This is a genomic window from Nonomuraea fuscirosea (assembly GCF_003001935.1).
Taxonomy (GTDB): domain Bacteria; phylum Actinomycetota; class Actinomycetes; order Streptosporangiales; family Streptosporangiaceae; genus Nonomuraea; species Nonomuraea fuscirosea.
The window spans coordinates 127154-149205 of record NZ_PVNG01000031.1 but is presented as its reverse complement, the minus strand read 5'-3'; the positions used below and the strand labels follow the sequence as shown (position 1 = coordinate 149205).

Sequence of the window (22052 nt, the reverse complement as noted above, 5' to 3'; positions counted from 1 at the left end):
TCCCTCTCGGGCTGTTCGCCGGGATCACCGCGCGGCGCGCGACGATCGGGTCTGGTGGGGCCAGGGCAGGTTGAGCGGCACGGTGACGACCACTTCCGCGCCGGCGCTCTCGCCGGCGTCCGTCCACACGATCGCGGGCCGTCCCCGGGCGTCCAGCGTCATGGCCAGGGCGGGGCCGGGTCCGTGGCGCATGTTCCGTACCGGGGTGGTGACGCAGTCGAGTCCCGCACAGGTGGCGAGCATGAGGCGGCGGCCTTCGAGGTCCTGGTAGGCGATCAGCGCCCGCCCCGACCGGTCCAGGACCAGCGCGGGGGCGGCGTGCTCGGCTCCGGCGGGGGCGAGCGTGCGCGAGCCGGCCGCCGCGCAGTCCGGGGTACGGCAGTCCAGCAGCAGCACCGCGCCGTCGGCCGTACTGCGGTAGGCGATCAGCGGCCGGCCGTCCGCCCGTACGACCAGCGACGCCCCGGCCCGATCACCGTGCTCGCGGGACTCGTCGAAAAGCCGGTTGACCTCGCCCGGCTCCGCCGCGTCCAGGTCCGGCAGGATCGGGGGGACCGGCCGCCGCACCTGTACCCGCTCACAGGCCGGGTCCGCGCAGGAGATCACGTGCAGGGCGCCGGTCAGGCTGTCCAGGCGCGCGGCGACCGCGCGTCCGTCCGGCCCCATGGCGATGGCCAGGCTGTGCGGAGCCCGGACGAACGCCCGGGAATCCACCTGCGCGACCGCTTTCGTCCGTGGTCGCGTGCAGGCGACGTCGTCGCACACGACGAGCGAGAGCGTCTCCGTCGTCGACGGCCCGAGGTCGCCGGACGGCACCTCGGCGGCCTGGGCGAGCACCACGCCGCCGCCGGGGCGCGCGGCCAGGGCCAGGTTCAGGCGCGGGTACGGATCCCGCACCTGAGTGACGTACCGACCGCCCGGCGCCTCGGCGCAGCCGCGCCCGTCGCAGATCAGCAGCCGGGCCCGCCACCCGCGCCCGCGCACCGTCGGCTCCCACCGCACCAGCAGGAGCCGCCCGTCGGGCAGCCGGGTGGCGGCCGACGGCGGGCGGATGCCCTGGCGCAGCTCCTCATTCTGGCCGGTCCAGCGGTTCGACAGGCGCGTGCACCGGGCGTCGGAGCAGGTCAGCAGCTTGGATGCGGAGTCGAAACCGGAGTCGGTCAGCACCGTCACGCCCTCGCCGGGCCCGGCGAACGCGGCCCGCAGCTCCGTCGTGGACACGTGCGCCGAGCCTTCGTCGAAGTAGGCGGGATCGCGGGCGAGCACCTCCTGCGCGTACGTCTCGGCGACCTCCGGCCAGCCCAGCGGGTTGACCAGCACGGTGGCGCCGAACGCCAGCCCCGGCAGGAGCAGCGACGCCAGGACGGGCACGGGCCTGGCCGGACCGGGCGGCCCGGCGGGCAGCCGTTCGACGAGGTCGCCGAACGCGCCGGCGTCGCGGAGCGCGGCCAGGTGGTACAGGAACTGGCGGGCGACCAGCATGGCCTGGAACGGCACGATCAGCAGTGACAGGGCGAATCCCGCCGTACCGGACACGATCGTCAGGGCGGGACCGGTCAGACCGTCCACCCCCCGATCGAGCGCCCATGTGGCCAGCGCCGGCACCGCGACCGTGCCGATCAGCAGCGTGAACGCGGTCACGTGCATCCACCGGGCGCTCAGCCGGTACGCGCGCACGACGGCGGCCCAGGGCGAGCGGCCCTCCAGCACGACGCCCGGCACGGCCATCAGCGCGGGCATGGCGGCCAGGACCAGCACCGTCCCGGCGATCCCCATCCACACCGGCCCGAGCACCAGCAGCACCCCGAACGCGCCCGCAGCGACGGCCAGCACCAGGACGGCGAGCCCGGCCAGGGCGAGCAGGGCGGGCGCCCGCCGTGCCGCCGCCCGCAGCGCGGCCACCGGCGGCACCCGCCGGCCGAGCAGCCGTCCCGCGGCGATCATCACGACCGCGGGGAAGACCAGCACCGCCAGGACGAGCCAGGTGACCAGCACCACCGCCGCCCACACCGCCAGGGCGCCGGCGGGCACCGCCGTCAGCTCCGGCTCCTGGTCGACCACGATGACCTGGCCGTTCAGGGCGAGGATCAGGATCGGCGTGGCGAGCAGGCCCAGCGGCACGAGCACGAGCGCGCACGGCGCGAGCAGGGGCACCAGATGGCGGGCGGCGTCGCCGTAGCTCCGGCGCAGCACCCCGAAGCGCGCCAGCCGCTCCATGAGCTCGTCGCCTTCCACCCGCCCGACTGTGGCAGGGGTCCGATCAGGCCCGCCGTTCACCTGACGGAAAAGGTCTGGGCAGGATCCCGTACCGGCCGGCGCGTGCCGTGTGCCTAGCATGATTCACATGCATCGCAGTCGTGTGTACGCCTTCCTGATCGACACCCCCGCACCCGAGGCCGAGGCGGCCGCCGCCTTCTGGGCCGCGGCGCTGGGGGCCACCGCCCGCCCGCTGCCTTCGGAGGAGCAGTTCATCTCCCTGCACGGCGCCCTGCCCGAGGTCGCCCCGCACGTGGCCGTGCAGTCGGTCGACGACGCGCCCCGCATCCACGTGGACTTCGAGACCGACGACGTCGAGGCGGAGACCAGGCGCCTGATCGACCTGGGCGCGAGCGAGGTGGGGCGGTGGCAGGAGTGCCGCACGCTGCGCGCGCCCGGCGGCCATCTCCTGTGCGTGCTGCCCGTGGAGAGCGACGCCGCGCTGTTCGACGCGGAGGCCAGGACCTGGCCCTGAGCCCGTAGATCCGAGCCCACCGCGACGATCCGGACATTTCCCGCGAAGTGCCCGCTGAGTGTCCGGTTGCTGTCCTGGTTCGCTCGAAGATCGGCTCCCAGAATCATGCCGTGAACCTCCAGCGAACATTCCGCTTCTTATCCGTCATCACCCTCGCGTTGTCCCTGGCTGTCTCGTCGATCGTGCTCTGGGCGGGGGCGACCCCGGCCCAGGCGGTGCGGGGCGGGAGCCAGGTCGCCGACGGCACGTGGGGTTTCGTGGCGAAGGTGACCGTCGGTGAGTTGCACGGGTGCACCGGCGCCCTGGTCAGCTCGCAGTACGTGCTCACCGCCGCCAGCTGCCTCGCCGCCGCGGGGCAGTCCGTCTCGACCGGCGCGCCGACGCTGGCGACGACCGTGACGGTCGGCAGGACGGACCTGCTCGGCACGGGCGGGCGCGTGCTGCCCGTGGACTGGATCCACCCGCACCGCGACCGGGACGTGGCGCTGGTCCGGCTGGCCCTGCGGGTGATCGACGTCGCCCCGGTCAGGGTCAGCGCCACCGCCCCGGCCGAAGGGGACGCGTTGCAGGTCGCCGGCTTCGGCAGGACCGCGCAGGAGTGGGCGCCGCGCCGGCTGCACGCCGCGCCGGTCGTGGCCGGCACCGTGAGCGCCGGCTCGTTCGGCTGGACCGGCGCCGACGCGGGCGACGTGAGCGCGTGCCAGGGCGACGCGGGCGCGCCGGTCTTCCGTACCGGCGGCAGCGGCCCCGAGCTCGTCGGGCTCGGCATCGGCGCCGGGCAGGGCGGCTGCCTCGGCGCGGCCGAGGACGGGCCGCGCGGCGCCGACGCGGTGCGCGTGGACGACCTGGCGAACTGGGTCCGTCTGGTCGCGGGGGAGCCCACCGCGGATTTCGCCACGTACGGAGCCCAGGTGGAGGGCATCGGCGGCTATGACCTGAAAGACGCCCGGGATCAGGTGGTGGCCTTCGACTACGAGCACACGGGAAAGCTGGACCATCTGCTGCTGTACCGCCCGGGCGGGCAGCGCGTCTCCATCGTCAAGCGTGGCCCGGACGGCACCTACGTCCCGGTCCTCTCCTCGACCACGGGAATCGGCGGCTACGACCTGAAGAGCGCGGCCGACCGGATCATCGCCTTCGACTACGAGAGTTCCGGCAAGCTGGACCACCTGCTGCTGTACCGCCCTGGGGTCGGGACGGTGCACATACTCAAGCACGGCAGCGGGAACACGTTCACACCGGTCTACGCCTCGACCGACGCCGGGATCGGCGGCTACAACATGAAGGACGCCCGGGATCAGGTGGTGGCCTTCGACTACGAGCACACGGGAAAGCTCGACCATCTGCTGCTGTACCGTCCGGGCGCGGAGACGGTCTGGATCCTCAAGCACGGCGCGGGGAACTCGTTCAGCGCGGTGCTGAACAGGACGACCGGAATCGGCGGCTACGACCTGAAGAGCGCCGCCGACCGGATCATCGCCTACGACTACGACGGTTCGGGCAAGCCGGATCACCTGGTGGCCTACCGCCCGGGCACGGGAACCGTCTGGATCCTCAAGCACGGCACGGGGAACTCGTTCAGCGCGGTGTTCCACACCTCGGCCGGCATCGGCGGCTACAACCTGGAGGACGTGCGGGACCAGGTGGTCGCCTACGACTACGAGCACACGGGGAAGCTGGATCACCTGGTGCTGTACCGTCCGGGCGCGGCGACCGCCTGGATCCTCAAGCACGGCACGGGCAACGCGTTCAGCGCGGTGTTCCACAGCTCGGCCGGCATCGGCAGCTACGACCTGAAGAGCGCGGCCGACCGCATCATCGCCTGGGACCACCGCAGCTCCGGCGGGCAGGGCTTCCTGTTCCTCTACCGGCCGGGCAGCCAGATCGCGCAGGTGCTGGGCCGCTACTACGGGCCCGCGGTGCCGGCCAGGGTCACCATGCGGCCAGCCGTTCGCCCTGACTCCATCCTGGAGAAGTTCGCCTATCCCGTGACCTACCGGCACGAGTACGCCGGCACCTCCGGGCAGGCCGACTGGGGCACCCAGGCGGCCGAGGCGAAGAACTTCGAGCTGGTCTCCGGGAACGGCGGGATCATCTGGGTCTCGTGCACCGCGTCCCCGGAGAACGGGGTCGGCGTGATCAAGGTGTTCCCCGGCCTGCTGAACGGCGAGACCGAGATCGGCGAGCCGCATCTCGGCGTGACGGCGGTGTGCTTCAAGGTCCTCGCGCCCACGGGCTACGTGAAGATCCGCATCCCGAACGTCTACGAGGTCCAGGGCGACAGCCGTTCACCGGGAGCCGGTCACGACGTGGACGCGACCGTGGTGAACGTGGCCTCCGGCGCCGAGCGGACCAAGCGCGTCGAGCGGGACGAGAGCGAGCAGTTCGGACGTACGGATACGACCTGTGACGAGGGGCATCCCGACTATCCGGACAACTGCCGGGAGACCCTGCTGGAGCTGCGGGTCGTCAGCTGATCACCGGCCGGTCGGCTAGCCCGGCCGGCCTTTCCCTGCTCAAGCATCGACCGAAATGGTGGGAACGACGGCGATGAATGCGTTATGTAACAGGGCTCGCCGGCAGAAGGCCGGCGTCGTCGGAGTAGTGCTCTCGTTGCTCCTCATGGGCGCCCCGATCAGCGGGGTACGGGCCGCGACGACGGCGGACCCGCCGGCCTGCGAACGCCAGGTGGTCCTGGAGGCCTGGGTCACGGGCGGCGTGAACGTCCGCCCGGCCGCGGAGCAGGCGCTGCTCGGGGACGAGGCGGCGATCTGCGCCTTCCTCACCCAGTTGCCCCGTCTCGCGGCGCAGGACGAGCGCGAGCAGGCCGGCCGGATCAAGGCCCGCGGGGGACCCGAGGTGTCCGCCGCCGCCAACGCCGCGCTGATCGCGGACGCCCCCGATGCCGTGGCGAAGTTCCTGGACGGCGGCTGGGCCCGGGCCAGGGAGATCGACCTGCGCGCCAGCGTGAACGAGATGAAGGCGGCCGGTGGGCCGGAGGTCAAGGCCGCCGCGAACGCGGTGCTGCGCAACGGGTCCGCGGCGGAGCTCGGGACGTTCATCGAGTCGGGGTGGCGGGTGCCGTACCGGCTGGATCTGCGCGCGGTCGTCAACCGCGCGATGGCGGACGGCGGCCCCGAGGTGCAGGCCGCGGCGAACCGGGCGCTCCAGGACGGCAGCCAGGAGATGCAGGAGCGGTTCGTCGCCATCGACTGGGGGGTGGCCCAGGCCAGGGACAACGAGAACCAGACGCTGGACGACCTGCGGGCGAGCGCCGCTGAGGCGACGCGCCGGGCGGCCTTCGAGGCGATCTCCGCGGTGGCGCAGTCCGAGCGGGCGAAGGTGGAGTCCGAAGCGGCCCTGCGGGACGCGCAGGAGGCGCAGCGCCTCGCCGGGCTGGCCGGACGGGAGTCGGCGGAGGCCAGACGGCAGGCCCAGCGCGCCGCCGAGGCCGCCGACCGGGCCGCGGCGGCCTCCCGCGTCGCCGTACAGGCCGCGCGGGCGGCGGCCGACGCCGCACGGGCCGCCGCCGGGGCGGCGGGACGCGCGGCGACCGCGGCGGCGCGGGCGCACACGAAGTCCGACGAGGCGTGGGCGGCCGCGGCCCGGGCGGAGCTGAACGCGAACGCCGCCGACGAGGCCGCGGCGCACAACCGGACCATGCAGCAGATAGGCCCGCAGATCACCGCCTGGTTCTCGCCCATCAACCAGATCAACGACGTGACCCAGAAGGCGTACACCGCGATCGCCGCCGCCGACGCGGCGCGGGCCAACACCGAGGCCGCGGGGCGCGCGGCCGAGGCCGCCGGCCACTACGCGGGCGTGTCCAGCGCCGAGGCGCGGGCGGCGTTCGCCGCGGCCACGCGCGCGGGAGCGAGCGCGGAGCGGGCGAAGCGCGCGGTCGCGGAGACGGTCCGGCACGCGGACATCGCCAAGGACGCGGCCGGCAAGGCACGCGACGCCGCCACCCGCGCGGTGTCCTACGCCGAGCAGGCGGCCGCCGCCGCGGCGAGCGCGGCGAGTCACGCGGGCGGCGCCGTCAACGCGGCCCAACTGGCGACGGAGCACGCGAACAACGCCTACCGCGCGGCCGAGGACGCGTTACGGGCGGCCGAGACGGCGCAGGCCGTCTACACGGCGGCGCGCGCGGCCGACGACGAACGGCTCAAGAACGAGTACGAGCTCGAACTGTCCTTCGCCCGGCACATCGGCCAGCAGGCCGCCGAGGCCCGGCTGGGGGAGGCGCGCGGCTTCGGCGCGTCGATGCGGCGCTACCACACTCCCGAGATCGACGCCCTGATCGCCCAGGCCGCCGACCCTCAGGCCGATCCCGCCGTGGCGGCCGGCAAGGTACGGCAGGTGGCGCGCTACTTCGCGACCATCCCCGGCACGTGGACCAGCTCCGCCGCCCTGGCCGCGCTCGGTGCGGACGACCGCGTCCTCGCGATCGAGTTCGTCAGGAGCGGGCTCGCCGCCGCCGAGGAGCAGGACGACCGGACGACGCTGACCGGGCTCCTGGTCACCGGCAGCCCGGCCAGGAGAGCCGCCGGCCAGCGGGCGCTCGACGGCTCGTGGCAGGACGTCATCGCGTTCCTCGACGACCCGGCCTATCCCGAGCGGGCCGCTGAGGAACGCGAGGAGGTCGGCCGGATCCTGGCCGAGGCCCGCCGGGCCGGCCACGCGGAGACCGAGGCGGCGGCCAACCTCGCGCTGCGCTCCGACGACCCGGCCGACCTGACCAAGTTCCTGGAGGTCACGCACAACACCGCGTACGCGATCGACCTCAGGGCGCAGGTCACCGCGATAGCCGGGGACGACCAGTACGGGACCGAGGTCCGTAACGGCGCCCGGGTGGCCCTGGCCGGCCCGACGGCGATGCAGGCGGAGTTCCTGGAGGTGGACCGGCACCGCGCGGCGGAACGCGACCACGCGACCGCGACGCACAACTACATCGCCACGTCGCTGATGATCGAGACCTCGCAGATCGCGCAGCAGGCCGTCGAGTTCGCCCGCACCGCGCAGGCCGCGGCGGCGGAGGCGCGCGGCGCGGCGGAGGCGGCCGTCGGTTACGCGAACGACGCCGGCAAGGCGGCCGACCAGGCACGGACGTTCGCCACCCAGGCCGTCGCCCACGCCCGCGACGCCGCCGCGTCCGCGGAGAAGGCCGCGCAGGCGGTCCGCACCGCCGCCGCCGCGGCCAAGCAGGCGCAGCGGTCGGCCAGGGAGGCGTCTCTCTCGGCACGCTGGGCCCGCGCCTCGGCCGTCGCGGCGGCCAAGGACGCGAGCAGCGCCTTCGCCGCCTACGACGCCGCGTACGCCTCGGCGCTGCGGGCGAACAAGAGCGCGGCGGAAGCGGCCCAGATCGCCGCCGAGGTGTTCGAGCACTACCGCGATGAGGCGGAGAAGTATCTGAACTCGGTCAAGGGCGAGTGGTACGGCCACTGCAAGTGGGGCCCCGAGGACGGCCTGCCCGGCTACAACGACTGCAACGCGTACGTGGAGGAGATCCTCAACGACCCCAAGGGCCCGCTGCACGACCCGGAGGGTTACGCGAAGGAACGCGTCGAATACTGCAAGCGGCAGTTCGTCGGCAAGGCGCAGGACGCCTGCATGTCCCTCGTCCTCAGCCCGCTGTTCTACTTCGCCGCGCGGGGGATCGCCGACCAGGAGAGCGAGGCCCACCGGCTCGGCGAGGAGTACATGACCCTGACCGCGCTGGACCTGGTCAACGCCATGTCCCAGTACGGGACGGCCAGCGCGTGCAAGAACGGCTTCGGCAGCCACTGGAAGGGGACGGCCTGGAACTTCACGGACTGCTTCACCGGGATCATGGAGCTGACCGACGATCCCGACTGGAACCAGTACTCGCGCCAGTGGAAGGGGACCTTCGTCGAGTCCCTCGTCCCCGAGGAGCTCAGGTTCGCCGAGTACAACTCGATCCTGGGCCCGATGTACCTGCACGGGCACCTGTCCGACCGGACCATCCTGTCGGCCCTCTACGAGTCGAGCCTGGCGACGTCGCTGCGCCGGACGTTGCCGGTCGGCTGTGTCCTGGAGGGCGGGGAGTGCCCGTTCGCGGACACCGCGCAGCAGCTGCGGAACGTGAGCGAGTCGCTCAAGCAGACGAACAACCAGGGTTACATCGTCGACGGGTCGGGACGGCTGCTCGACGCGAGCGGCCTGCCCATCGCGAACCTGCCGCCGATCGACGACCTGGACAAGTGGGCGCGCTACACGGTCGAGAGCGGGCTGCACGACGACCTGGCGGCCCTGGAGAAGCGTCTCGCCCTGCTGTACGGGCAGGCGTTCGGGCTGCCGATCGCGCCCCCGGCCTGGCACCTTGAGACGCAGCTCGCCTACCGCGTCGCCACCCGGGAGGTGAAGCTGCGGGACGACACGCTCCGGCTCGTCATGAACAATCCGGGCGGATTCTGCGACGCGGTGCCGCCTGAGGGCACGGGGCCCGATCGGCAGCGGCAGGCCGTGGCCGGCTGCGTGCAGGCGGTCAAGATGTTGCTGCCGACCGGAACGACCATGACCATCTACTATCCCGACCCGGACAATCCGGCCGAACTCCTCGAAGTCACCGTGCGGGGCGTCGGCCGCTGGCTCGACTGAGTGGTCTCGCGCCACCGGCCGGAATCGTCAGGTTCCGGTCGGTGGCGCGCTCATCGCCGCCGCCAGGAACGTGATCGCCCACTGCTTGGCCGCCTCGCCCGCCACCGGTGGCAGCCCGGCCAGCCGGTTGTGCACCTCGACGCGGTCCACGGCCGTCACGGCGAGAATGCCCCGGATCCGGAACCACAACTCCTGCGGGGGCAGGTCGGGCAGGGCGCGGGTGAACGCCTCCAGGTAACGATCGCGGACCGCGTCCTCGGCCGGGCCGGTCCATGAGCGCACCTCCTCGGCCGGGTCGCTGAGGATCGTCACGATCAGCCGGGACGTCCGCGCGCCGCCCTCGTCCCCGGCCCGCATCTCGTCGTACATCGGCCCCACGAACGCCGCCACCAGCTCGGCGACCGGCGGGTCAGGGGTCCTGGCGAGCAGCCGGTCGAGCCCGGCGCACTGCGCGGCGTTGATCGGCTCGATCACGCGGCGGGCGACCGCGGCCAGCAGCTCCGCCTTCGAGCCGAAGTGGTAGGCGACGGCGGCCAGGTTCGCCCCGGCGAGATCGGTGATCGCGCGGACCGAGGTGCCGCGGTAGCCGCGTTCGGCGAAGAGGCGCTCGGCCGCGTCGAGAAGCTGGGTGCGGGTGTCGGGTGACGCCATGAGGACGTAGCATACAGTCGTTTGAATTAAACGAACGTTTGACTGAACCGCACGGAAGAGGGCCGCCATGAAACTGCTCGTCTACGGCGCCGGGGTCTGCGGCACCCTGCTCGCCGTCCGCATGCACGAGGCCGGGCACGACGTCGCGCTGCTCGCCAGGGGCGAACGCCTGGCCGACCTGCGCCGCCACGGCGTACGGATCGCCGAGCAGGACAGCCAGGACGTCAGGCGGGTGGAGGTGCCGGTGGTCGACCGCCCCGCCGGCGGCTACGACCTGATCGCCGTCGTCGTCCGCACCCACCAGGTGGACGCGGTGCTGGAGTCACTCGCGGACGTCGACGGCGACGTGCTGTTCATGCTCAACTGGGCGGCCGGCGCGCGGCCGCTGGGCGCGGTGATCGGCCACGAGCGGGTGCTGCTCGGCTTCCCCACCTCCGGCGGCACGATGGACGGCGACGTGGTCCGCTACCGAGCGGCCGGCCCGCTGACCCGCCTGGTCACGATGCCGATCGGCGAACCCGGCGGCCGGACCACCCCACGACTGGACCGGATCGTGCGCACGTTCCGCTCCGCCGGGGTCGGCGTCAAGGCCGAGCCGCGGATGGACGCCTGGCTGAAGACGCACGCCGCGTTCTCGGCGCCGCTCGGCCAGGCCGTGGACGCGGCGGGCGGCCCCCAGGCGCTGGCCGCCGATCCGGACGCGATCCGCGGCATGATCCGCCTCATGCGGCGGAACATGGCGGCCCTGCAGGGGCCGCCGGTGCCCCGCGCGATCGCCGCGTTGCTGACCCTGCCGGAAGGGCTGCTCGTGGCCGTGCTGCGGCGTTTCCTGCGCAGCCCGACGGCCGTGCACAGCGGGCTCAGCACCGCCTCGCCCGCGACGACCGCCGAACTCGACCGCCTGGCCGAGCAACTGCGGGCCGATGTCTGAGAGGGTGAGCCGGTGCGGATCGCGCTGCTCGGGCCGGTGCGCGTCCTCGACGACGACGCGCGCCGGGTCATGCTGGGCGGAGCGCGGTCGCGCGCGCTCGTGGCCCGGCTGGCGCTGGACGCCGGCCGGGCGGTGACCTCCGACGCGCTCATCGACGACCTGTGGGACGGCGCGCCGCCCGCCGACGCGGCCAACGCGCTGCAGGCCCTGGTGTCGCGGCTGCGCAAGGCATTGCGCGGGGTGGCCGTCGTGGAGTCGGTCCCCGGCGGCTACCGGCTGGCGGTCCTGGCGGCGGACGTGGACGCGCTCCGCTTCGAGGAACTGGCCGCGGGCGGCGGGCGCGAACTGGCGGCCGGGCGGGCGGAGGCCGCCGCCCGCCTGCTCGGCGAGGCGCTCGACCTGTGGTCGGGCCAGGCGCTGGCCGACCTGCCCGACCTGCCGTTCGCCGGCGCCGCCGCGCTGCGGCTGGCCGACCTGCGGATCCACGCCGCCGAGGACCGGTTCGACGCGGCACTGCGGCTGGGCCGGCACACCGAGGTCCTGGCCGAGCTGGAGGACGCGGGAACACGGCATCCGCTGCGGGAACGGCTGGCCGGCCTGCGGATGCGGGCCCTGTACGCGGCCGGCAGGCAGGCCGACGCGCTGGCCGCGTACGAGCGGACCCGGGCGGCGCTGGCCGAGGAACTGGGCGTCGACCCGTCGGCCGAGCTGCGGGAGACCCACCTCGCGATGCTCCGCGGCGAGTTCGCGGCGCCGGGGCGGGCGGCGCGCGGACGGCTGCCCGCGCGGCTGACCAGCTTCGTCGGGCGCGAAGAGGAGCTCGACCTGCTGGCCGGGCTGCTGGAGACGGCCCGGCTGGTCACCGTCGTCGGTCCCGGCGGGGCCGGCAAGACCCGGCTGGCCCTGGAGGCGGCGACCCGGCACCGGGCGCACGAGCGCGGCCGGGTCTGGTTCGTACCACTGGCCGGCGTGACGGCGCCGGAACGACGTCCCGGCGCGCCGGGCCGGGCGGCCGACGCAGTGCTCGGTGGGTCCGGGCGGCCGGTTGAGGCGGTGCTCGGTGGGTCCGAACGGTCGGCTGAGGCGGTGCTCGGCGCGTCAGAGCGGCCGGCCGACTCGGTGCACGGCGCGTCGGAGCGGCTGGCTGAGGCGGTGCTCGGCGCGGTCAGCTCCCGTGACTCCGGCCCGCCCGGGCAGCGGGCGGCCGGGCGGGCGGAGGATCCGGTGGAGCGGGTGGCCGACCTGCTCGGCGCGGGCGAGGCGGTGCTGGTGCTGGACAACTGCGAGCACCTGCTGGACGCCGCGGCCGGGTTCGGGCGGCGGCTGCTGGACCGCCTGCCGTACCTGACGATCCTGGCGACCAGCAGGGAGGCGCTGGCGGTCACCGGCGAGACGCTGTGCCGGCTGGCGCCGCTGGCGGAGCCGGCGGCGGTGCGGCTGTTCGTGGACCGGGCGAGGGCGGTGCGGCCCGACTTCGAGCTGGACGCGGACACGTCGGGGCCGGTGGCGGAGATCTGCCGCCGGCTGGACGGCCTGCCGCTCGCGCTGGAGCTGGCGGCGGCCAGGCTGCGCTCGATGCCGGTCGGGCAGATCGCTCGGCGGCTCGACGACCGCTTCCGGCTGCTCACGTCCGGCGACAGGGCCGCGTTGCCGCGCCAGCGCACGCTGGCCGCGGTGGTCGAATGGAGCTGGGAGCTGCTGAGCGAGCCGGAGCAGGCGCTGGCCCGGCGGATGTCGATCTTCCCGGACGAGGCCGGGGTCGCCGCCGTGGAAGCCGTCTGCGCCGACCCGGACGGCGACGGGCCGCTGCCGGCCGAGGACGTCGTCTACGTGCTCGGCTCGCTGGTCGAGAAGTCGATCGTGCAGGGCGACGGACGCTACCGGATGCTGGAGACGGTACGGGTCTTCGCGGCGGAACGGCTGCGCCAGGCCGGCGAGCGGGCGGCGACCTCCGCCCGGTTCGTCGCGTTCTTCCGGAACTTGATGGAGGAGCAGGAGCCGGTGCTGCTCACCGGCGCCCAGGTAGGCGCCAAGGACGTCATCGAGGGCGAATACGACAACCTGGTCTCCGCGCTGCGCGTGTCCATCGACGACGGCGACGCCGATTCCGCCTGGCGGCTGCTCGGCCCGCTCTGGCTCTACTGGAACGCCCGCTTCGACGCCCGCGCCGAGGCTTTCCTGGCCGAGGTGCTGGAGTTCGGCGACGCGCTGCCCGGCCAGGTCCTGGCCGCCTTCACCGCGATGCACCGGCTGGCCAACAACAGCGGGTCGCTGCCCGATCCGGCCGAGGCACGCGCGGTGATCGAGGACGTCCATCGCACAGGCGCGATCGACCGCTATCCGATGCTGGCCGTGATCGCGATCGCGCCCGCGTACTTCCTCGGCTTCGACGACCTGCTCGAACGCGAGCTGCCCCGGGCGATGCGGCACCCGCACCCGTGGGCCAGGGCGGCGGCCCACTGGGTGGACGCCTTCGTCCTGACCGACCGCGGCGACTGGCGCGGCGGAGCGGAGCGGCTGGCCGTCACGCTGGCCCTGTTCGAAGGCGTGGGCGACCGGTACGGGCTGGCGATGACGCTGATGAGCCTGGCGCGCGTGCACTCCGTCGAGGGCGACTACGGCACGGCCGTCGCCATGGCCGAGCGCGCCGTCGCCCTGGCCGCCGAGTTCAGCGCCGGCGAGGAGGTCATGTACCGCTCCTGGCTGGCCGGGCTGCGCATGCGGGGCGGTGACCAGGAGGGGGCGGCGGCGGACGTGGCGGCCGCGCGGCGGCGGGTGGTGCGGCGGGCGCAGCCGTACTCGGAGATCGAGTTGCTGCTGCGCCTGGCCGACCTGCACCGCCGCGGCGGCGAGGTGGACCGGGCCGAGCGGACGCTCGACCGGCTGGAGGCGTTCGCGCGGGAGATGTCGATCCCCGCGGAGGCCGCCGCGGGGCGGGTGGCCGCGGCCCGGCTGGCCGACCGGCTGGCGGACGGAGCGGCCGGGCGGGCCCGCGACCTGCTGCCCGCCGCGATCCTGGCGGCCTTCGCCGCACGGGACCCGGCGTCGGCGGCGGAGCACCTGGCCCGCCTGCTCCTGCTGGAGGGCGACCCGGCCGGCGCGGCGACCGCGCTCGGGACGAGCCAGGCCATTCGCGGCGTGTTCGACCGGGGCGAGCCGGAACTGCGCGACCTGGTGGCGGAGCTCACCGCGCGCGTCGGCGAGCAGGATTATCGTGCGGCGTATCGGAGGGGTGCGGAGATGCCCAGGCAGGAGGCGCTGAACCGGCTGGCCGAGCTGACCTGACAGCCGCGCGGGCGGCTCATCAGGTCGCTGTCAGGCTTCGCGGACATCGTGGGTGGCGTTCGGAAGAACCCTCACCCCCGGAAGGACCCCCATGTCCACCATGTCCGTCAACGTGAGCGCCCGGTCGCTGGCACCGGATCTCGCCCGCGGTTTCATGCTGCTGCTGATCGCGCTGGCGCACGCACCGGCCCTCGTCGCCGACTGGGACGCCGGGCCCGCCTGGCTGAACGGCGTCTTCAAGTTCGTCAAATCGCTGGTCGCCGACAACCAGGCGCGGGCGATGTTCGTCTTCCTGTTCGGCTACGGGCTGGGGCAGCTCGCCAGGCGGCAGACCGAGTGGAGCTCGTTCAAGGGGCTGCTGCGGCGCCGGGGGCTCTGGCTGACCGTCATCGGGTTCGCGAACACGGTCATCCTGGTGCCGATCGACATCGTCGCGGTGTACGGACTGACGCTGCTCGCCCTCGCGCCGATCGTCCGGGCCAGGGACTCGGTGCTGCTGTGGACGGCCGGCGCGACCCTGCTCCCGGCGACCCTGCTGCTGGCCTGGCAGAGCGCGAACGCGCTGATCGCGGCGGCGGCCGGCACGCCGGTCACCCTGGCCGCGTACATGGAGCCGAGCCTGGGCCTGCACCTGGTCGCCGCCATCCCGACCTGGCCGGTCGAGACCGCGGTGTCCACGATCATGGTGGTGCCTGGCATGCTGGCCGGCCTCTGGGCCGCCCGGCGCAGGATCCTCGACGAGCCGGAGCGGCACCTGACGCTGCTCCGCCGCGTCGCCCTGATCTGCCTGGGCGTCGCCGCCGCGGCCCGGATCCCCGCCGCGCTGATGCTGGCCGGGGCGTGGCCGGTCACCTCCGCCCCCGTGGCCTGGCTGGCCGCCTTCGCGCACGATCTGACCGGCTACGCCGGCGGCATCGGCCTGGCCGCCCTCGTCGGGCTCGTCGCGTACCGGATCGGCGGCGACCGCGGGCCCGTCACGCTGGCGCTGTCGGCGCTCGGGCAGCGGTCGCTGACCTTCTACCTCTTCCAGTCGGTGGTGTGGGTGGCGCTGTTCTACCCGTTCACGCTCGACCTGAGCGACGACCTGAGCCTGCCGGCCACCTTCGGCGTCGCGGTCGCGGTCTGGGGCGCGTCGATCCTGCTGGCCGACGTGATGCGCAGGACGGGCCATCGCGGGCCCGCCGAGATCCTGCTGCGCCGCCTCACCAACCGCTGATGTCCTTGACGGGTCACATCGGGAGGTGGCCACGGCGGACGCGCCAGTGGCGGCCGGCCTGCAGATGATCGACGATCGCGCGCTGGAGCACCGTACGGCGTGGCAGCTCGTCGAGCGGCGTGGTCAGCGTGCGGAACACGAACCGCTGCACCTCGATGTCGGCGTCGTTTCCCTCCTGCTCCTCGTCCGGCTCCAGCTCGAACCTGCGCTGGAACCTGACGATGTTGGAGTCCGCCGGCAGGTACTCCAGCAACTGCGGATCGAGCAGCCACGAGCCGCAGGAGAACGCCTGGTAGGGCCGGTCGGGGAAGTGGCGCGGGAAGAAGGCCCGCGCCTCGTCGAGCGAGGCGTCCACCGCCTCGGGGGTCATCGGCCCCGACTCGGGGATGTGCAGCTCGATGGCCTCGTCGTTGTGCTGGTGCTGCAGCCGGCCCAGCTCGTAGATGGTGCCGCGTGAGTGCAGGGTCAGCCAGCTCTGCATCACCGGCCAGCCCTCGCGGCGCATGCGCCGGTCGACCGCCAGGTTGCGGCCCAGATCCGCGAGGCTCGCCCACGACACGTCCGCGGCGATGCCGTGGTCGCGGTGGTATCTCAGGGCGTCGTCGACCAGGGCCAGGTACGCGTACACGTACAGATGCCGCCACGCGGGCCCCCGCTCACGGGGCAGCGACGGACCGGGCGACAGCCACTCATGACCGCCGACGTCGGCCCGGACCAGGGCGATCGACCGGTCGAGCAGCCAGCGCAGCTCGGGCGTCCACAGCGGGGAGCCCGGGCCGGGCCAGCCCTCCATGATCTCGGCCGCGTCGTCCGCCCGCACCGCCAGCCGTTCGAGCAGCGCCGGCGCATCGGCCTTGGCGGGCAACGGAGCCGACGGCCGGTCACCGGCGAGCCGGTGCACGCGCTCGACCTCTTCGACGGACACCCCGAGCCGGGCAGCGGTTTCGTGCAGATCCACGCGGTTGATCCTATTCGCCCCGATGCCACTCCGGACCTCCTGCCCCGCACCGTGAATGCTCTGTTCGTGATCTAGGTAAGGCATGCTGGGGCGCCTGGTCCAAGCGCGGTCGGGAGGCGGCGGTGGGGTGGCGTATCGCGGTTCTGGTCGGCCTTGGGCTGGCCGCGGTCCCGGCGCTGCCGGCGGCGGCGCCGGTCGGCGTGTCCTGCCTGATGACGGCGCCCTCCAGGGACAGGCTGGTCGACGCCTGGATCGCCGAGAACGCACCGACACCGACACCGACACCGACGCTGACGCCGACACCCACGCCTGAGATCACTCCCGAGTCCTGGGCCTACGGCGACGTGAAGGCGGGGGAGGGGCCGGCCCCCATAGGCGAGGAGCGCGTAACGACGGAAGACCTGGCGCGTTACCTGGTGCGGGTGAAGGGGTGCGGGTGAAGGGGTGCGACGACGCCTGACCCCACGACATCGTGCGAGCCTCGCGCGAATGTCGGAGCTCGCCGTTATCGTCGGCCGGCATGATCGACTCCCTGGACCCGGCGGCCGGCCCCGCCGCGCTTGAGGACGGCACCGTGATCGTCCCACCGGGCCGTGTCCGCCTGCTCGCCTGGACGATCGGCCGGCGCATCGCCTGGCCGGCCCACTGGGGCGACCTGACCGTCCACCCTGGCTAGGGTCCGTATTCCGTGGCGATGAGAGGTCCAAGCCCGTCGGCGGCCGACACCGGGCTATGGGGGCGGCTCACATTGACCGGCGTCCTGGGCCGGGTGAGCATGGCTCAACTTCAGCTTCGTGGGAGGTCTGATGGGACGGCGTTCGTGGACGCGGATGGTCGCGGCCCTCGCTTTATCGGCCGGTGCGCTGGTCACGACACCCGCGGCGGCGACCGCGACGGGATCGGTGACGCTGGAGGCCACCTACACCTCGGGCCTGGAGAACGGCTGGGCCCTCGTCGAGCGCTACAAGGACGATTCCACCGGGTTCCAGGCCGAGACGTACCCGTCCGACGGACGCGGCGATCAGAAGGGACAGACCAGGCGGCTCTTCGGCGACGTCGCCCGCCCGCACTCCTCGCGCTTCCTGCTGTACCACGCGCCGGGCTGGCAGACGGGCACCAAGACCACCCCCGTGCTGCTCGTGCACGGCGCCAACCAGACCGCCGACCTGGCCTGGGCCAACCCCAACGCGAGCGGCGCGTACGGCTGCGGCCAGGCCAGCTGCCCCACCACCGGCCTCATGCAGCACCTCGACGGCCGGGGCTACAAGGTCTTCGCGATCGGCTTCCCGCACATCACGGGGGACGGCCACTACTGGGCCGAGCAGATCCACGACGCCGTGGCCAGGATCCGGGCGAAGACCGGGGCCGCGCAGGTGGACGTGATCGGCTGGTCGAAGGGGGCGTTCAACGCGCGCATGTACGTCTCGTCGCTGCGCAAGTCCTGGGGCACGGCGTACGCGGGCGACGTCAGGAAGCTGATCCTCGTCGGCGGGCCGAACAAGGGCTTCGACTGGGGCTATCGGCACGGCTGGACCCACGATTTCGCGATATTTCCTGAATGCGGCGGCTCGCTGAACGCGCCCGCGCCGCACTCCCAGATGGTCTGCTACGCGCTGTGGCGCAACCACCCCGAGCTCAGCTACGAGGGCAACGCCTACCCCGGCTCCGACGACATGCTCTACCGCTGGGACGACGTCTACCCGCTGCCCGTCGCCGAGCAGGACTGGTACACCACCTACTACGGCGGCACCGGCTTCTACACGGCCGGCCGCGGCATCCAGTGGGCCATCGACCGGGGCTCCCTCGTCCAGCCCCTCATCAACGCGGGCACTGCGTCGAGCGTGCCGGTCTACCAGCTGTGCGGCAACATGCCGGACATGGCGCTGCTGCACAACGAGCACACGGGCCCGTCCGACGGCGCCGTCTTCGTGGCGAGCTGCACCGCGACCGACGGCATCGCCAACCGCGCCGCCACGGTGACCCTCCCGCTCAACCACCTCAAACTCGGCTGGTCCTCCAGCGCCATGTCCCAGCTCGCGACCTGGCTCGGCTGAACCTTTTCCACCCATCGCGCGACCGCGTGTCTGTTCACCCCTCCCGACCTCGTCATCACTGTGCCGGCCGCTCCTGCGGCCGGCACGATCACGAGGAGAGAAGATGGGCACGATCAGCGTTCTGGCGAACCTCAGCCTGGACGGCGTCATGCAGGGCCCGGGCCGGGCGGACGAGGACACCAGGGGCGGCTTCCGTCACGGCGGCTGGGGCATCGGGTACGCCGACGAGGTGATCGCCAAGTACGTCGGCGGCATGGACCCGGCCGCCGCGATGCTCTTCGGGCACCGCTCGTACGACGACATGCTCGGCCACCGGACCTCGGTGACCGACCCGAACCCGTTCACCGAGGCGCTGGTCAACGCGCCCCAGTACGTCACCTCCCGCCGGCCCGGCACCGACCTCGCCTACCTCTCCCTGCACGCGGCGGGCCTGGTGGACGAGTGCGTCCTGCTGATCCACCCGGCCGTGCTCGGCTCGGGCACGCGGTTGTTCGGCGCGGGAGAACGTACGGACCTGGCCTTGCAGGAGACGATCACCACCACGACCGGCGTGCTGATCGCGCGCTACCTGACCAGCTGAAGAGGAAGAATCCAGACATGCGGTACATGTTGTTGTTCCATTACGGCGAGGCCACCGAGGAGTCGATCGGGGCGGAGGCGATGGCCGAGGGCATGCGGGCCATGGCCGCCTACGCCGCCACCCTGGAGCAGGCCGAGATCCTGGTCAGCGGCCAGGTGCTGCAGCCGTCGTCCAGCTCGACCACGCTCACGCTGGTGGACGGGGAGCCGCGGATCCAGGACGGCCCGTTCGCCGACACGAAGGAGCAGCTCGGGGGCGTGATCGTCATCGACGTCCCGGACCTGGACACCGCCCTGGACTGGGCCCGCCAGGCCCCGCCACTGTCGTGGGGCACCGTCGAGATCCGCCCCGGCGCCGTACACACGGAGGCCGGGACCTGGGTTCCATCGTCATGATCGGCGGGAACGGGCTGTGCCCGAGGCCGTGTCGCCGCGACCCGGTAGACGTCATGACCGGTGAGACGTCATGACCGGTGAGGCGACATGACCGGTGAGAAGGCCGCACATCAGGTCGCCGAACGCACCGCCCGAGCCTCGTACGGCCGGCTGCTCGCCCTCCTGGCCGCGCCGACCGGCGACGTAGAACTCGCCGAGGACACCCTGGCGCACGCCTTCGAACAGGCCCTGACCACCTGGCCCCGCGACGGCGTACCGGACAATCCCGACGGCTGGCTGCTGACGGTGGCCCGCAACCGGCAGCGCGACCTGTGGAAATCCGCCGCCCACCGCCGCAACCAGCCACTGGAGGCGACCACCGGCGCCGTTCACCCACTGAACGACCTCGACCCGGACGGGATCCCGGACCGCCGCCTGGCCCTGCTGTTCGTCTGCGCCCACCCGGCCATCGCCGCCAACGTCCGCACCCCGCTGATGTTGCAGGCCGTGCTCGGGTTCGACTCCGCCCAGATCGCGCACGCCTTCGCCGTGCCCGCAGGGGCGATGTCGCAACGCCTGGTACGAGCCAAGCGCCGGATCAGGGACGCCAAGATCCCCTTCGTCGTCCCCGGCCGGCAGGCCATGCCCGAGCGACTGCCCCCGGTCCTCGAAGCTGTGTACGGCTGCTACGCCCTGGCCTTCCCCGAGAGAGGCGAGGCGGCATCACTCGCCGGCGAGGCCCGCTACCTGGCCGTCACGACCGCGACCCTGCTCGGCGACGAACCCGAGGCCTGGGCCCTGGCCGCACTCCTCACCCTCGCCTCGGCCCGCGCCACACCTCCCGGCGACCGCTACCTCCCCCTGCACGCCCAGAATCCCCACGAATGGGACCACCACCTCATAGCCGAGGGCGAGTCCTACCTCCGCCGAGCCGCCCGCCCCGGCCAAGCCCCCGGCCGCTTCCAACTGGAGGCCGCCATCCAGTCCGTCCACTGCGACCGCGCCCGCACCGGCACCACCGACGACAACGCCCTGTGCACCCTCTACACCGCCCTGGTGGCGATCGCACCGAGCCTGGGCAGCCGGGTGGCCCACGCCGCCGTCATCGGCCGCACCCGCGCACCCGGAACGGGCCTGTCACTCCTGGAGTCACTGCCCGTCGAACGCGAACGTTTCCAGCCCTACCACGCAGCCCGCGCCGACCTCTTGACCCGCCTCGGCCACCACCGGCAAGCAGCCACGGCCTACACCCGAGCCTCCGCCCTCACCACAGACCCAGCCGCCCGAGCCTTCCTCGAAGACCGCGCTCAGACGGAGATCGACTCTGGATGACGTGACCGCGCCTTCAGGAGATCCGGTAGGCAGCAGCGCCGTCGTGCAGGAACCGGGCGCGTCCGCGTCCGTCACAGCCCACCAGAGACAGGACCTGGTGGCCCCCGGATTTCGGCTCGGCGGTGATGATCGAGCTGTCGTTCAGGCGGACGACCTCGACACGCTTCCCAGGCCCGCCAAGAAGAGTCGCGGCGATGTCGTTGCGCGGGTGATGGCTGAGGAACGCGCGGTCGTGCTCGCTGGTGAGGGTGAAGTCGTACAACGTGGAGCGGTAGGTGCCGCACATCCGGTCCGCGTCGATCCGGGTCGGGTTCGAGGGCGGCACGGGCAGCGGCGCCGTCTCGACACCGGCGAGGTCCTTGAGCACCGAGGCCAAGATCTCGTACGCCAGCGGCTCGCCGCCCGAACTGTTGGTCAGTACGGCCACCGCCACGCCCGCCGACGGAACGACACGAAGGAAGGCCTTCTGCCCTTTGGAGACGCCGGTATGGCCGACCACCCCGTCCTGGTAGAGCATCCAGCCGAGCCCCCAGCCGATGACCCCGCCACCGAAGTCCGGAACGGAGCCGACCTGAGGTTCACGCAGCGCCGCCAGCGCGGGATCGGTGAGATGCAGGCGGACGAACTCCAGCAACTCGCGTGCGCTGATCGCGAAGTGGGAGCCGCTGGGAGCGGAATAGTAGGAAACCGCCCACGTCGTAGTGGGAACGACCCCTCCGCCCGTATGGACATGGCCGACGGCGGCGCGGTGCAGAATCGCCTCGTAGGCGTCGAAGGCGGCGGTGCCCAGGCCCAGTGGCATCACCAGACGTTCGCGGAGCACGTCATGGAAGGGCTTGCCGCGTAACACCTCCACGAGCCTGCCGAGGATCACGTACCCGCTGTTGGAGTAGGAGAGGATGGTGCCAGGCGGGAAGAGGTGGTCGGCCTCGGCGAGGGTGGCGACGAACCTCTCGATCGCGTCGTCGTTACGACCGGTGTCGATGAAGTGGTTGCCGTCGATCCCACCGGTGTGGGTGAGCAGGTGGCGGGCGGTCAGGGACGCGGTGGCGGCCGGATCGTTCAGCTGGAAGCCGGGCAGGTAGTCGCGAACGGGGCGGTCGAGATCCAGCACGCCATCGCCGGCCAGTTGCTGGATCAGCGTCGCCGTCCAGATCTTGGTGATCGAGCCGACCTTGAACACCGAGTCGGTCGTGACCTCGACCCGGGTACGCAGACTCAGCACACCCGCAGCCTCGTCGCGAATCTCCCCATCGGCCAGCACGGCGACCTGCGCACCCGGCACGTCGTACTTGTCGACAAGCTCACCCAAATCCCATCCC

General features: G+C 72.9%; 16 protein-coding genes. 12 read left to right on the top strand and 4 right to left on the bottom strand.

From position 1 onward, the window contains the following. Window positions 1–24: 24 nt before the first annotated feature. The gene (locus tag B0I32_RS49780; protein WP_106251773.1) at window positions 25–2235 is read right to left on the bottom strand and encodes a hypothetical protein; all 2211 of its coding nucleotides are present in this window, start codon (window positions 2233–2235) and stop codon (window positions 25–27) included. A 109-nt stretch (window positions 2236–2344) separates the two neighbouring features. On the opposite strand from B0I32_RS49780, the gene B0I32_RS49775 reads away from it, so the two are divergent. From B0I32_RS49775 to B0I32_RS49765, 3 genes are all read left to right on the top strand, one after another. Next, window positions 2345–2731, top strand: coding sequence for a VOC family protein (locus B0I32_RS49775; RefSeq protein ID WP_106251771.1), 387 nt, complete (start codon window positions 2345–2347; stop codon window positions 2729–2731). A gap of 110 nt (window positions 2732–2841) precedes the next feature. Further along, window positions 2842–5208: a S1 family peptidase gene (locus B0I32_RS49770; protein WP_181308663.1), complete on the top strand. Its 2367-nt coding sequence runs from the start codon at window positions 2842–2844 to the stop codon at window positions 5206–5208. A 127-nt stretch (window positions 5209–5335) separates the two neighbouring features. Next, entirely contained in the window at window positions 5336–9349 is a 4014-nt protein-coding gene (locus tag B0I32_RS49765; protein WP_181308661.1) for a DddA-like double-stranded DNA deaminase toxin, read from the top strand. Between the two features lie 27 nt (window positions 9350–9376). Here B0I32_RS49765 and B0I32_RS49760 read toward each other — a convergent pair whose 3' ends face one another. After that, window positions 9377–10000 carry a TetR/AcrR family transcriptional regulator gene (locus tag B0I32_RS49760; protein WP_106251767.1) on the bottom strand — a complete coding sequence of 208 codons (624 nt, stop codon included), beginning with the start codon at window positions 9998–10000 and terminating at the stop codon, window positions 9377–9379. A gap of 67 nt (window positions 10001–10067) precedes the next feature. On the opposite strand from B0I32_RS49760, the gene B0I32_RS49755 reads away from it, so the two are divergent. The 3 genes from B0I32_RS49755 to B0I32_RS49745 all read left to right on the top strand — a co-directional run bounded on the left by B0I32_RS49755 (window position 10068) and on the right by B0I32_RS49745 (window position 15432). Continuing rightward, window positions 10068–10931: a ketopantoate reductase family protein gene (locus B0I32_RS49755; RefSeq protein ID WP_106251765.1), complete on the top strand. Its 864-nt coding sequence runs from the start codon at window positions 10068–10070 to the stop codon at window positions 10929–10931. Window positions 10932–10943: 12 nt separating this feature from the next. Then, complete coding sequence (locus tag B0I32_RS60590; RefSeq protein WP_106251764.1) at window positions 10944–14216, top strand: ATP-binding protein; 3273 nt, start codon at window positions 10944–10946, stop codon at window positions 14214–14216. A 91-nt stretch (window positions 14217–14307) separates the two neighbouring features. Continuing rightward, a complete protein-coding gene (locus tag B0I32_RS49745; RefSeq protein ID WP_106251762.1) occupies window positions 14308–15432 on the top strand; it encodes a DUF418 domain-containing protein in 1125 nt (374 codons plus the stop codon). A 13-nt stretch (window positions 15433–15445) separates the two neighbouring features. Here the strand turns inward: B0I32_RS49745 and B0I32_RS49740 are convergent, their stop codons facing one another. Then, window positions 15446–16390 (bottom strand): acyltransferase domain-containing protein, encoded by a 945-nt coding sequence (locus tag B0I32_RS49740; protein WP_106251760.1) that lies wholly within the window; start codon window positions 16388–16390, stop codon window positions 15446–15448. 122 nt (window positions 16391–16512) lie between these two features. On the opposite strand from B0I32_RS49740, the gene B0I32_RS49735 reads away from it, so the two are divergent. The 6 genes from B0I32_RS49735 to B0I32_RS49715 all read left to right on the top strand — a co-directional run bounded on the left by B0I32_RS49735 (window position 16513) and on the right by B0I32_RS49715 (window position 20730). Next, a complete protein-coding gene (locus tag B0I32_RS49735; RefSeq protein ID WP_106251758.1) occupies window positions 16513–16830 on the top strand; it encodes a hypothetical protein in 318 nt (105 codons plus the stop codon). 80 nt (window positions 16831–16910) lie between these two features. After that, complete coding sequence (locus B0I32_RS58435) at window positions 16911–17066, top strand: hypothetical protein (RefSeq protein ID WP_181308659.1); 156 nt, start codon at window positions 16911–16913, stop codon at window positions 17064–17066. A 130-nt stretch (window positions 17067–17196) separates the two neighbouring features. Then, window positions 17197–18444, top strand: coding sequence for an esterase/lipase family protein (locus tag B0I32_RS49730; RefSeq protein WP_219912423.1), 1248 nt, complete (start codon window positions 17197–17199; stop codon window positions 18442–18444). Between the two features lie 103 nt (window positions 18445–18547). Then, complete coding sequence (locus B0I32_RS49725) at window positions 18548–19024, top strand: dihydrofolate reductase family protein (RefSeq protein ID WP_106251755.1); 477 nt, start codon at window positions 18548–18550, stop codon at window positions 19022–19024. 17 nt (window positions 19025–19041) lie between these two features. Continuing rightward, window positions 19042–19419 (top strand): YciI family protein, encoded by a 378-nt coding sequence (locus tag B0I32_RS49720; protein ID WP_106251753.1) that lies wholly within the window; start codon window positions 19042–19044, stop codon window positions 19417–19419. Window positions 19420–19506: 87 nt separating this feature from the next. Continuing rightward, on the top strand, window positions 19507–20730 hold the full coding sequence (locus B0I32_RS49715) for an RNA polymerase sigma factor (protein ID WP_106251752.1): 1224 nt from the start codon (window positions 19507–19509) through the stop codon (window positions 20728–20730). A gap of 13 nt (window positions 20731–20743) precedes the next feature. On the opposite strand, the gene B0I32_RS49710 is transcribed toward B0I32_RS49715, so the two are convergent. Next, window positions 20744–22042, bottom strand: coding sequence for a serine hydrolase domain-containing protein (locus B0I32_RS49710; RefSeq protein WP_219912422.1), 1299 nt, complete (start codon window positions 22040–22042; stop codon window positions 20744–20746). Between the last annotated feature and the right edge of the window lie 10 nt (window positions 22043–22052).